The organism is Streptomyces pimonensis, assembly GCF_041380215.1.
Classification (GTDB): Bacteria; Actinomycetota; Actinomycetes; order Streptomycetales; family Streptomycetaceae; genus Streptomyces; species Streptomyces pimonensis.
This window is the reverse complement of record NZ_JAHWZY010000008.1, coordinates 235868-248567: the sequence shown is the minus strand read 5'-3', so window position 1 is coordinate 248567 and position 12700 is coordinate 235868. Positions and strand designations below refer to the sequence as shown.

Below are 12700 nucleotides of genomic sequence, written 5' to 3'. Positions count from 1 at the left end.
TAGCAAACGGTGGAACTCGGTCGGATTTCTTCAGCGGCGTCCGGCGGTGAGCCGGCCGTCGAAGGTGTTGCCGAAGGCTTGGAGCGCGGCCTTCCAGCGCATGGTCCAGCGTTTGCGTCCGGTGCCGGTCGGGTCCAGGCTCATAACGGCCGGGCCGGCGCATGGTCCGGTTACGCTGTTCGCAGGCATGCACGACGCGGGCCGCTGCCTGCGAGGGCGTTGACCCGCGTCGTGCTCCGACTCGGGCGCAAGGTCCCAGAGAAGTCCCACGTTGTGTCGTCACACCTCCGGCGGCGTGTACTGCCGCAGGCCGGAGAGGTTTCGCCGGCCATCACCTGACGGTCTTTCAGATGTCCCGGAAGATCTCGATCTGTGCCCCGATCGAGTTCAGCCGCTCCGCCAGGTCCTCGTAGCCCCGGTTGATGACGTACACGTTGCGCAGGACCGACGTGCCCTCGGCGGCCATCATCGCCAGCAGGACGACCACGGCCGGGCGCAGCGCCGGCGGGCACATCATCTCCGCGGCGCGCCAGCGGGTCGGACCCTCGACCAGGACCCGGTGCGGGTCGAGGAGCTGGAGGCGGCCGCCGAGGCGGTTGAGGTCGGTCAGGTAGATGGCGCGGTTGTCGTAGACCCAGTCGTGGATGAGGGTCTTGCCCTGGGCCGTCGCGGCGATCGCCGCGAAGAACGGGACGTTGTCGATGTTCAGGCCCGGGAACGGCATCGGGTGGATCTTGTCGATCGGCGCCTCCAGCTTGGAGGGGCGGACGGTGAGGTCCACCAGGCGCGTACGGCCGTTGTCGGCGAAGTACTCCGGGGTGCGGTCGTGGTCGAGGCCCATCTCCTCCAGGACCGCCAGCTCGATCTCCAGGAACTCGATGGGGACCCGGCGGACCGTCAGTTCCGACTCCGTCACCACGGCCGCGGCCACCAGGCTCATCGCCTCGACCGGGTCCTCGGAGGGGGAGTAGTCGACGTCGGCGTCGATGGTGGGCACGCCGTGCACGGTGAGCGTGGTGGTGCCGATGCCGTCGACCTTGACGCCGAGGGCCTCCAGGAAGAAGCACAGGTCCTGGACCATGTAGTTGGAGGAGGCGTTGCGGATGACGGTGGTGCCGTCGTGCCGGGCGGCGGCGAGCAGCGCGTTCTCGGTGACGGTGTCCCCGCGCTCGGTCAGTACGATCGGGCGGTCGGGGACGACGGTGCGGTCGACCACCGCGTGGTACTGGCCCTCCGTCGCGGCGATGTCCAGGCCGAACCGGCGCAGCGCGATCATGTGCGGCTCGACGGTGCGCGTACCGAGGTCGCAGCCGCCGGCGTACGGCAGCATGAAGCGGTCCAGGCGGTGCAGCAGCGGGCCGAGGAACATGATGATGGAGCGGGTGCGGCGGGCGGCGTCCGCGTCGATGGACGCGAGGTCCAGCTCGGCCGGCGGCACGATCTCCAGGTCGACGCCGTCGTTGATCCAGCGGGTGCGTACACCGATGGAGTTCAGCACCTCCAGGAGGCGGTAGACCTCCTCGATACGGGCGACGCGGCGCAGCACGGTGCGCCCCTTGTTGAGCAGCGAGGCGCACAGCAGTGCCACGCACGCGTTCTTGCTCGTCTTGACGTCGATGGCGCCGGAGAGCCGGCGGCCGCCCACCACGCGCAGGTGCATCGGACCGGCGTAGCCCAACGAGACGATCTCGCTGTCCAGGGCCTCGCCGATCCGGGCGATCATCTCAAGACTGATGTTCTGGTTGCCGCGCTCGATCCGGTTGACGGCGCTCTGACTGGTGTTGAGCGCCTCGGCGAGCTGGGCCTGTGTCCACCCACGGTGCTGACGGGCGTCACGGATGAGCTTGCCGATGCGTACGAGGTAGTCGTCTGACATGAGGATGAGGTTATCTCGGATATGAGATGACGCATCCTGAGGGGTTCATTCGGGTGACGTGACGTCAGTGTCCCCTGGTGCGGCGGGTCTGACGGGTCCGGCGCCATCCGAAAGGTCCCGGCAAATCCACCGATGTCGTACGACGTCCCGTGCTGCTGTGGGTGTGCCGGGGGCCGTTCCTGCCGCCGGTGGTGATGGACCACGACCGCTTGTTGATGTTCAGTCGCACCCCCGGCAGGATCCGGAAGCTCTTGCGGAACGTGAGGGGCATGCCTGTATCCCTTTCCGTCCGGAACTGACTCCGTCTCAGTCGGTTACCCCGCCGGGGCGCGGTGATGGCGTCCGGCAGCGGTGCGTGGGCGACGCCGCGGCGGCTGATGATCCGCAGGGCGTGCCGGGGGCGGGGCGGCCGACCGGAGGCCGACGGCTTGCCGGCGGCCCCCCGGTTGCGTGGTTCCGGGCACGCCGGGCCCGGCACGGCGGCACGGCGGTACGGCGGCCGGGCTCGACGGCGACGGGCGGCCATGCCCGGGCATGACCATTCCGCCCTCGTGTACTAGAGTTATCTCGACATCGAGATATCTGCCGAGGCGCATCGCAGCCGCCACCCTGGTAAGGGATGCCTAACTTAGCCTTACCTTAGCGGATCGGTCGGGGTGGCGTGGCGGCAGGATGCGGTGGTACGCGCACATCAATGAAGGAGACTGTCGTGTCGGCGAACAGCTTCGACGCCCGCAGCACGCTGCAGGTGGGCGACGAGTCGTACGAGATCTTCCGGCTGGACAAGGTCGAGGGCTCCGCGCGCCTTCCCTACAGCCTGAAGGTGCTGCTGGAGAACCTGCTCCGTACCGAGGACGGCGCGAACATCACCGCCGACCACATCCGCGCCCTGGGCGGCTGGGACTCCCAGGCCCAGCCGTCGCAGGAGATCCAGTTCACGCCGGCCCGCGTGATCATGCAGGACTTCACCGGCGTGCCCTGTGTCGTGGACCTCGCCACCATGCGCGAGGCCGTCAAGGAGCTGGGCGGCGACCCGAACAAGATCAACCCGCTCTCCCCGGCCGAGCTGGTCATCGACCACTCCGTCATCGCCGACAAGTTCGGCACCAACGACGCCTTCAAGCAGAACGTCGACCTGGAGTACGGCCGCAACCGCGAGCGCTACCAGTTCCTGCGCTGGGGCCAGACCGCCTTCGACGACTTCAAGGTCGTCCCGCCCGGCACCGGCATCGTCCACCAGGTGAACATCGAGCACCTGGCCCGCGTGGTGATGGTCCGCGACGGCAAGGCCTACCCGGACACCCTGGTCGGCACCGACTCGCACACCACCATGGTCAACGGCCTCGGCGTCCTCGGCTGGGGCGTCGGCGGCATCGAGGCCGAGGCCGCCATGCTCGGCCAGCCGGTCTCCATGCTGATCCCGCGTGTCGTCGGCTTCAAGCTGACCGGTGAGCTCGAGCCCGGCACCACCGCCACCGACCTGGTGCTCACCATCACCGAGATGCTGCGCAAGCACGGCGTCGTCGGCAAGTTCGTCGAGTTCTACGGCGAGGGCGTGGCCGCCACCTCCCTGGCCAACCGCGCCACCATCGGCAACATGTCGCCGGAGTTCGGCTCCACCGCCGCGATCTTCCCGATCGACGACGAGACGCTGAACTACCTGCGCCTGACCGGCCGCTCCGAGCAGCAGGTCGCGCTGGTCGAGGCGTACGCCAAGGAGCAGGGCCTCTGGCTGGACCCGCAGGCCGAGCCGGACTTCTCCGAGAAGCTCGAGCTGGACCTGTCCACGGTCGTCCCGTCCGTCGCCGGCCCGAAGCGCCCGCAGGACCGCATCGAACTCACCCGCGCCGCCGAGCAGTTCAGCGCCGACGTGCTCAACTACGTGCAGGCCGGCGTCACCGGCGGCGACGACCGCAAGCCGGGCGTCCCACAGCAGGAGCAGCCGCACGGCGCCGAGTCCCCGGTCGACGAGGCGAGCGCCGAGTCCTTCCCGGCCTCCGACGCCCCCGCCTACGGCAGCGACGACAACGGCGCCGGCGCCCCGCAGCACTCCGCCGTCGTGCCCGGCCCCGGCCCGTCCAACCCGGTCCCGGTCACCGCCGCCGACGGCACGACCTACGAGCTGGACCACGGCGCGGTGACGGTCGCCGCCATCACCTCCTGCACCAACACCTCCAACCCGTACGTCATGGTCGCCGCCGCGCTGGTGGCCAAGAAGGCGGTGGAGAAGGGCCTGACCCGCAAGCCGTGGGTCAAGACCACCCTCGCCCCGGGCTCCAAGGTCGTCACCGACTACTTCGAGAAGGCGGGCCTGACCCCGTACCTCGACAAGGTCGGCTTCAACCTCGTCGGCTACGGCTGCACCACCTGCATCGGCAACTCCGGCCCGCTGCCGGAGGAGGTCTCCAAGGCGGTCAACGACCACGACCTCGCCGTCACCTCGGTGCTCTCCGGCAACCGCAACTTCGAGGGCCGGATCAACCCCGACGTCAAGATGAACTACCTGGCGTCCCCGCCGCTGGTCGTCGCCTACGCGCTCGCCGGTTCCATGAAGGTGGACATCACCCGCGAGGCCCTCGGACACGACCAGGACGGCAACCCGGTCTTCCTGAAGGACATCTGGCCCTCCGAGGCCGAGGTCAACGACGTCGTCGCCAACGCGATCGGCAAGGACATGTTCTCCAAGTCCTACGCCGACGTCTTCGCCGGCGACGCCCAGTGGCAGGCGCTGCCCATCCCGACCGGCGACACCTTCGAGTGGGACGCCGAGTCCACCTACGTGCGCAAGCCCCCGTACTTCGAGGGCATGGGCATGGAGCCGGCCCCGGTCGAGGACATCACCGGCGCCCGCGTGCTGGCCAAGCTGGGCGACTCGGTCACCACCGACCACATCTCCCCGGCCGGCGCCATCAAGGCCGACACCCCGGCCGGCAAGTACCTCACGGAGCACGGCATCGAGCGCCGCGACTTCAACAGCTACGGCTCGCGCCGCGGCAACCACGAGGTCATGATCCGCGGTACGTTCGCCAACATCCGCCTGCGCAACCAGATCGCGCCGGGCACCGAGGGCGGCTACACCCGCGACTTCACCCAGGACGGCGGTCCGGTGTCGTTCATCTACGACGCCTCCCGCAACTACATCGAGCAGGGCATCCCGCTGGTCGTCCTGGCCGGCAAGGAGTACGGCTCCGGCTCGTCCCGCGACTGGGCCGCCAAGGGCACCGCGCTGCTCGGCGTCAAGGCCGTCATCGCCGAGTCGTACGAGCGCATCCACCGCTCGAACCTCATCGGCATGGGCGTCCTGCCGCTGCAGTTCCCGGAGGGCCGGACCGCCGAGTCCCTCGGCCTGACCGGCGAGGAGACCTTCTCCGTCTCCGGCGTCACCGAGCTGAACGAGGGCACCACCCCGCGCACGGTGAAGGTCACCACCGACACCGGCGTCGAGTTCGACGCGGTCGTCCGCATCGACACCCCCGGTGAGGCCGACTACTACCGCAACGGTGGCATCCTGCAGTACGTGCTGCGCAGCCTGATCCGCAAGTAAGCGGTCCGGCAGAGCAGTTGAGGGCCGTACCCCCGGCGTCGGGGGTACGGCCCTCGCCGCTGGCCGCTGGCCGTCGGACCTCCCGGACGGCCGGCGGACCGACAGCCTGTGGAGCGGCGACGCCGCCCACGACGGCCAGGACGTGATGGCCCACAACGCCGGTTGCGACGGCTTCCCCGATCCCGGGGAGCGCACGACGTCCGGCTGTGTGGTCCCCGGGATCGGGCGGTGGTGGTACGACGTCCCTGCCCTGCCGGGTCGGCTCACCGCACCCGTGGGCGGCCCCGACGGCGCCCGTCCGGCACGGAGGTGAGGACGCTCAGTCGAGACAGAACTCGTTGCCCTCGACGTCCTGCATCACGATGCACGACTCGTCGTACCCATCGGCCACCAGCGTCCGCACGTGTACCGCGCCGAGCGCGACCAGGCGTGCGCACTCGGCCTCGAGCGCGGCGAGGCGCTCCTCCCCCACGAGACCGGTGCCGGCGCGCACGTCGAGGTGCACCCTGTTCTTGACGACCTTGCCCTCGGGCACGCGCTGGAAGAACAACCGCGGGCCCACGCCCGAGGGGTCACCGCAGGCGAACGCCGCACCCCGCCGCTCGGGCGGCAGGGACCGGTCGAAGTCGTCCCATGTGGCGAAGCCCTCCGGCGGCGGCGGTACGACGTACCCCAGCACCTCGCACCAGAAGCGGGCGACCCGCTCGGGCTCCGCACAGTCGAAGGTGACCTGAAACTGTTTGACCGATGCCATCGGCGCACCATAGCAGGGGAGTTCACCGCTCGCCTTCCGGCGCGCCCCGCACCCGGGCGCACGGCGGCGACGTCACACCCACACCGTCCGCGGGACCGGCTCGCGCGCCTGGAAGTCCATCGGTCCGTGCTCGACCTGGAGCACCGCGTTCGCCGCGAACCGCCCATGACCGGGTGCACGGCCACGTCGTCCCGGTGGGCCGGCAGGCGCGAGGCGGACGCCGGACGGTGCTCCTCGCGGACGCGCTCACCGGCGAAGGCGTCCTTCCCGAGGCGCACGACGTGGAGGAAGCCGTGGAGCGGCCCCCGTTCACCGGGCGCGATGACGGTCGTGGCGCCGTCCCGGCGCATCGGCGCGAAGCCCTCGTCGTCCGGTCCGAGCACCGACTCGGCGTCCTCGCGACCGTCCCGCACGACCCGCGCGCCGAACTGCCCGCCGAACCGCTCCCCGGCGTCGGCCGGTTCGCCGTGCACCGTGTCCACCAGCGGCCCGTCGGCGGCGCGGAGCAGCGGACACCGGCTGCCGACCGTCAGGAACGCGCCCGCCGGCAGCCAGGCCGCGTTGAAGTCGCCCGGATACGTCATCCGCGCTCTCCATCGCCCCGCAAGCGCCGTCCGGGGAGCGGCGGGGGCCGTCCCCGTTCCGACGCACCAGTGACCGGAGAGGTGCCCGCAGACCCGGGGGAATCCATGAAGGGGCGGGCCCGGACGAGGTCCGGGCCCGCCGTGCGGGCGGAGGCCGGCTCAGCTCAGCAGTTCCACCTCCGCCAGCGTCGCCTCACCGGTCAGCACCAGCCGGTAGTGGCCGTAGGCCTTCGGCTCGTCGACCGAGAAGGCGCGCGTCTGGCGGTCCCAGCGGAAGGACTCGTCCGTCCGCTCGTCCAGGTCGGTCCACTGCTCCCCGTCGGCCGAACCCTGCAGCACCCAGCCCGTGGGCGCCTCGGTGCGGTCCGAGGAGGTCAGCGTGTACTGCACCGCCTCGGTGTCCCCGGTGACGGGCAGCTCCACGGTGGACACCGTGGCGCCGGTCGCCGACGTGTCGTCGAACAGGGCGCCCCCGCCCTTCAGCGCGTCCTCGCGGGGCGTGGGCACCTCGTCGTCCCGGGTGATCGACACCGGCGCCGCCTTCTCGCCCGTGCCCCACGACGACGGACGCGAGCCCATGTCGAACTCCAGGACACCGCCCTTGGAGACCACCGAGTGCGGCAGCGAAGTGGAGTTCCAGCGCTTGCCGTTGACCTTCAGGCCCTGCACGTAGACGTTCCTCGCGCTGTTCTTCGGGGCCTTGACGACCAGCTTGCGGCCGTTCTCCAGGTGCACGGTGACCTTCTTGAACAACGGGGAGCCGATGGCGTACTCACCGCTTCCCATCACCAGCGGGTAGAAGCCGAGCGAGGAGAACAGGTACCAGGCCGACTGCTCGCCGTTGTCCTCGTCGCCGTGGTAGCCCTGGCCGATCTCGCTGCCGGTGTAGAGGCGGGACAGCACCTCGCGCACGTTCGCCTGCGTCTTCCAGGGCTGCCCGGCCGCGTCGTACATGTACAGGGCGTGGTGGGCGACCTGGTTGGAGTGGCCGTACATGCCCATCCGGACGTCCCGCGCCTCGGTCATCTCGTGGATGACACCGCCGTAGGAGCCCTTGAACTCGGGGGAGGCCGTCTCGGGTGTGGACAGGTACTCGTCGAGCTTGTCGGCGAGACCGTCCCGGCCGCCGTACAGGTTGGCCAGACCGCGGCTGTCCTGCGGGGCGGTGAAGGCGTAGCCCCAGCCGTTGGTCTCGGTGTAGTCGTGGCCCCACACGCGCGGGTCGTACTTCGAGGACTCGACCCGCCAGTCGCCCTCGGCGTTCCTGCCCTGGAAGAAGCCGGCTTCGGAGTCGAAGAGGTTGACGTAGTCCTGGGCGCGGTCGAGGAAGTACGCCGACTCCTCCCGGTAGCGTTTCTCGCCCGTCCTCTCGTAGAGGGCCTCGCCCATCTTCGCGATGCCGTAGTCGTTGAGGTAGCCCTCCAGCGCCCACGACAGGCCCTCGTGGGTGTCGGTGCTGGTGTAGCCGAGGAACGGCGAGGTCGCCATGCCCTTGCGGCCCACACCCGACGACGGCGGCACGACGGTGGCGTTCTTCACCGCCGCGTCGTACGCGGCCTCCGCGTCGAAGTCGACGCCCTTGACGTACGCGTCGGCGAACGCGACGTCCGAGGAGGTGCCGGTCATCAGGTCGGCGTAGCCGGGGGAGGACCAGCGCGAGGTCCAGCCGCCGTCCTTGTAGTGCTGCACGAACCCGTCGACCAGCTCACCGGCCTTGGACGGGGTCAGGAAGGAGTACGCCGGCCAGGTGGTCCGGTAGGTGTCCCAGAAGCCGTTGTTGACGTACACCTTGCCGTCGACGATCTTCGCGCCGGTGTGCGTCGGGGTGTCGGGGCCCTCCGCCTTCGAGAAGGGGGAGGCGTACTGGTACTTTCCGCCCACCTTCTCGTGGCCCGAGTTCGGGTACAGGTACAGCCGGTAGAGGCTGGAGTACAGCGTGGTCAGCTGGTCCGGCGTGGCGCCCTCGACCTCGACCTTGCCGAGGATGCGGTCCCACTGGCGCTGGGCGTCGCGCTTGACCTTGTCGAAGGAGGCACGGCTCGGCAGTTCCTGGCGCAGGTTGTCCTTCGCCTGGTCGACGCTGATCAGCGAGGTGGCCAGGCGCAGCGTGACCGTGCGGTCCCGGCCGGCGTCGAAGCGCAGGTGGCCCTTGACGCCGTCGGCGTCGCCCCCGGTGACCTTCTTGTCGAACTCGCCGTACACGAACAGCCGGGTGGCGCCCGTGGAGAGCCCGGACCTGACGTCCGAGTAGCCGGTGAAGGTGCCGTTCTCCTCGTCGAGGGTCAGGCCGGCCTGGTCGGTGACGTTGTCGAACAGCACGCTCGCGTCGTCGCCGGGGAAGGTGAAGCGCATCATCGCCGCGTGGTCCGTCGGCGTCATCTCGGCCTTCAGCCCGTTCTCGAACCGCACGCCGTAGTAGTACGGCCGCGCGGTCTCGTTCTCGTGCCGGAAGGCCAGTTCGCGCTCCTCACGGCCGGTGTCCGGGGTGCCGGAGGCGGCCGACGGCATCACCTGGAAGGTCTGCCGGTCGCCCATCCAGGGGCTCGGCTCGTGGCTCGCGCTGAACGCCTGGATCGTCGGCAGGTTGTCCGCGTTGTTGCCGCGCGCGTAGTCGTACAGCCAGCTCAGCGAACCGGCGTTGGTGACCGGGGTCCAGAAGTTGAACCCGTGCGGCACCGCCGTCGCGGGGAAGTTGTTGCCGCGCGAGAAGCCGCCGCTGGAGTTGGTGCCCCGGGTCGTCACCGCGTAGTCGGAGAGATGGGCCTTCGGCCGCTCGGGCCTGACCGGCTTCAGCGCCACGTCGTCCAGCCAGCCGCGGAACCTGGTCTCGCCCTCGGGGGAGTCGTACGCCACCAGGATCCGGTCGACGGTCTTGCCGGCGGCCACCGAACCGATCCGGGAGACCACGTTGTTCCACTGGTTGACGTAGAGGATCTTCGACGCGCCCTGTCCCCGCGGGGTGAGCGGGAAGCCGTGCTGGTCGGTGGCGCGCAGGTCGCTCAGATAGGTGCCGTCGGTGAAGGCGAGGTCGACGGAGACGTTGGTGGAGTCGTAGTCGAGGTCGCCGTCCGCCATCGAGGGGAAGATGCGGTACGACAGTTCGGTGTTCCGGCCGACCCTCGTGTTGACGTCGAACACCTTGTTGTACGAGTACGCCGGTCCTTCGGCGGTGTGCCGGCCGGCGTACCGCAGGGCGCGCCTGCCGGTGAACCCGGCGCCCGCCTTGGCCGTCGGCGAGCCGGTCGGGCCGCGGTCGACCAGCGAGAGCATGTCCTGCGGGACGGGCGCCTCCTCGTCGCCGGTGGAGAACTGGACGTCGGCGAGCTGGACTATGCCGCCGCTGCCGTTCCTGGTGATCTCCAGCCGGAAGTGCCGGTACTCGGCGACCGCGGAGGCGTCGATGTCGTAGATCCTGGTCTGGAAGCGCTCCGCGAACGTCTCGCCCGAGCGGGTGTCGAGGGTCTTCCAGTCCTCGCCGTCGGCGGAGCCCTTGAGGGTCCAGTCCCTCGGGTCGCGCTCGGCGGCGTCGTTGGCGGACGTGAGGGCGTAACGGAGCGCCTTCACGGGGGCGTCCAGGTCGAACTCCACCCAGCCGGTGGACTCGAACGCCAGCCACTTGCTGCTCGGCTCGCCGTCGACGAGGTTCTCCTTCACCTCCCCGCCGCCGGTGTTCTCCGCGCTGGCACGGACCTCCGTGACATGGTCGGTGACATTGCCCGGAATGCCGGAGCTGTAACCGCCGTCCACACCCGAGGCGCGCTTCTCGCCGCCTCGCGTGGTGTCGACGGTGTTCAGCCAGTCCGGGGCGGGCTCCCCGGACTCGAACGACGACGCGAACTCGCGGTCCGCCTTCGGCGGAGCCTGGGGCAGCGCCACCGCGACGCCCTGGGAACCAGCGGCCAGGGCGAAGGCGGTCGCCGCGACGACCGCCGTCCCCCATCTGTGCCGAACCCTGTTGTGCATGGGTGAGGACCCTCCCTGCGCTGGACAACGTTGTCAATCGGATGCGCAAGGTCTAGTAGTGCGTCAAGCGACCGCTGGTGTCAAGGGTGTTGAATGTGTCATTCCGGTCCAGCGGCAGTGATTCCCCCGTCGGGGAGCGCGCCGGAGGCCGATATTCCCGCGAGGTATCAACTCGGAAAAGCCGGAGGCGAACCTTGCATTCGATCTTGCTCCGTCGGTGGGAAGTGGACTATACCTGTCGGCACTCCGGGGCGTCTCCACCGCACCCGACCCGTATCAGCCGCACCTCCTGCACGACCCAGTTTGACCCGAACGCGGTGCCGGGGAGGATCCGGTTCACCGCCTGAGTCCTGGAGAAGGCGAGGACTTGAGCATGGGATCCACTTCCGCCGAGAACAACGGCACCGGTTCCGCCGGGAGCAACGGCACCAATTCCGCCGGGGGCAGGGGAATCGGCTCCACCGGGGGCGACGGCGCCGGCGAGAACGGCTCGACCGGTGTGGGGCGCCGCGCGCTGGTCAAGCGGTCCGCCGCGCTCGGCCTGGTTTCCGTACCGGCGATGAGTTTCCTGTCCGCGTGCGCCAGTGGGGGTGGAGACGACGATTCCGGCGAGAACGAGGGCACGGCGTCCAAGTCCAACCCGTTCGGCGTGAAGAAAGGCAGCAAACTCGACGTCGTCATCTTCAAGGGCGGTTACGGAGACGACTACGCCAAGGCGTGGGAGGCCGCGTTCAAGAAGAAGTGGGGCGTCACCTCCGTCCACACCGGCACCCAGGAGATCACGGGCAAACTCCAGCCCCGCTTCAACGCCGGCAATCCGCCGGACATCGTGGACGACTCCGGCGCCCAGCAGATCCCGATCGACGTGCTGCACAGGAACGGCCAACTCCTCGACCTCGCCGAAGTGCTGGACGCCCCGTCCGTCGACGACCCGGGCACGAAGGTCCGCGACACCCTCATCCCCGGCACGCTCGACGCCGGCATGCAGGAGGGCAAGGTCGTCGCCCTCAACTACATCTACACGGTGTGGGGCCTGTGGTACTCCGGCAAGCTCTTCGAGGAGAAGGGCTGGGAGGCGCCCAGGACCTGGGACGAGTTCCTCGCCGTCTGCAAGGACGCCAAGGCCCAGGGCATCGGCGGCCTCGCCCACCAGGGCAAGTACCCGTACTACATCAACGTCGCCATCATGGACCTGATCGCCAAGAAGGGCGGCCTGGACGCCATGAAGGCGATCGACAACCTCGACCCGAAGGCGTTCGTCGGATCCGACGCCGCCACCGAGGCCGTCGAGGCCGTCTACGAGGTCGTCGAGAAGGGCTATCTGATGCCCGGTACGAACGGGCTGACCCACACCGAGTCGCAGACCCGCTGGAACCAGTACAAGGCCGCCTTCGTCACCAGCGGTTCCTGGCTCGAGAACGAGCAGCTCAAGACGGTGCCGGCGGACTTCGACATGAAGTTCCTGCCGATGCCGCTGCTGCCGGACAGCGCGCTGCCGTTCGAGGCGATCCGGGCCGGCTCCGGTGAGCCCTTCATCATCCCGTCCAAGGCCAGGAACCTCCCCGCGGCCAAGGAGTTCATGCGGATGATGCTCTCCAAGGAGTGGTCGACCGTCTTCGCCAAGGAGGCGAACTCGCTGACCATCCTCAAGGACGGCGTCGACCCGGACGTCCGGCTGCGGCCGGGCACCCAGTCCACCGTCGAGGCCTCCAGGGCGGCCGGCGACAACACCTTCCGCTTCCTGTACACCGAGTGGTACAGCGAGATGGGCACCGCCATCGAGAACGCCTCCAACGAGCTGATGGCCAAGCGCATCCAGCCCAAGGAGTGGCTCAAGCGGGCCCAGGCCGCGGTCGACAAGCAGGCCAAGGACCCGTCCTCGAGGAAGAACCGCCGCGACTGATCCCGTTCGACCGACCGGGCCGCGGGCCGGGACGACTCCCCGGCCCGCGGCGGCCACACCCAGGGGCAGGAACGCC

6 protein-coding genes and 1 pseudogene are annotated in these 12700 nt (G+C 69.5%); 2 read left to right on the top strand and 5 right to left on the bottom strand.

The window, feature by feature from the left end; translation table 11 throughout:
- Positions 1-346: 346 nt before the first annotated feature.
- Together KYY02_RS11335 and KYY02_RS11330 are read right to left on the bottom strand one after the other, a co-directional pair.
- Complete coding sequence (locus KYY02_RS11335) at positions 347-1876, bottom strand: UDP-N-acetylglucosamine 1-carboxyvinyltransferase (RefSeq protein WP_371237712.1); 1530 nt, start codon at positions 1874-1876, stop codon at positions 347-349.
- A 64-nt stretch (positions 1877-1940) separates the two neighbouring features.
- Positions 1941-2147: a DUF4236 domain-containing protein gene (locus KYY02_RS11330; protein ID WP_371237710.1), complete on the bottom strand. Its 207-nt coding sequence runs from the start codon at positions 2145-2147 to the stop codon at positions 1941-1943.
- 438 nt (positions 2148-2585) lie between these two features.
- Here KYY02_RS11330 and KYY02_RS11325 point away from each other — a divergent pair, with 438 nt between their 5' ends.
- Complete coding sequence (locus KYY02_RS11325) at positions 2586-5420, top strand: aconitate hydratase (RefSeq protein ID WP_371237708.1); 2835 nt, start codon at positions 2586-2588, stop codon at positions 5418-5420.
- A gap of 319 nt (positions 5421-5739) precedes the next feature.
- On the opposite strand, the gene KYY02_RS11320 is transcribed toward KYY02_RS11325, so the two are convergent.
- From KYY02_RS11320 to KYY02_RS11310, 3 genes and pseudogenes are all read right to left on the bottom strand, one after another.
- Positions 5740-6174, bottom strand: a complete 435-nt coding sequence (locus KYY02_RS11320; protein ID WP_371237706.1) for a VOC family protein — start codon at positions 6172-6174, stop codon at positions 5740-5742.
- 72 nt (positions 6175-6246) lie between these two features.
- A pseudogene (locus tag KYY02_RS11315) lies at positions 6247-6333 on the bottom strand (hypothetical protein); the annotation flags it as partial.
- Between the two features lie 584 nt (positions 6334-6917).
- Positions 6918-10721 (bottom strand): GH92 family glycosyl hydrolase, encoded by a 3804-nt coding sequence (locus KYY02_RS11310; protein WP_371237703.1) that lies wholly within the window; start codon positions 10719-10721, stop codon positions 6918-6920.
- 373 nt (positions 10722-11094) lie between these two features.
- Between KYY02_RS11310 and ngcE the strand changes: the two genes are divergently transcribed.
- Positions 11095-12624 carry an N-acetylglucosamine/diacetylchitobiose ABC transporter substrate-binding protein gene (ngcE, locus tag KYY02_RS11305; protein WP_371237700.1) on the top strand — a complete coding sequence of 510 codons (1530 nt, stop codon included), beginning with the start codon at positions 11095-11097 and terminating at the stop codon, positions 12622-12624.
- Positions 12625-12700: the final 76 nt, after the last annotated feature.

Bases quoted from the DNA above. Each gene is read 5' to 3' on its own strand.
- KYY02_RS11335 (WP_371237712.1), bottom strand. From the start codon at position 1,876: ATGTCAGACGACTACCTCGTACGCATCGGCAAGCTCATCCGTGACGCC.
- KYY02_RS11330 (WP_371237710.1), bottom strand. From the start codon at position 2,147: ATGCCCCTCACGTTCCGCAAGAGCTTCCGGATCCTGCCGGGGGTGCGA.
- KYY02_RS11320 (WP_371237706.1), bottom strand. From the start codon at position 6,174: ATGGCATCGGTCAAACAGTTTCAGGTCACCTTCGACTGTGCGGAGCCC.
- KYY02_RS11310 (WP_371237703.1), bottom strand. From the start codon at position 10,721: ATGCACAACAGGGTTCGGCACAGATGGGGGACGGCGGTCGTCGCGGCG.
- ngcE (WP_371237700.1), top strand. From the start codon at position 11,095: ATGGGATCCACTTCCGCCGAGAACAACGGCACCGGTTCCGCCGGGAGC.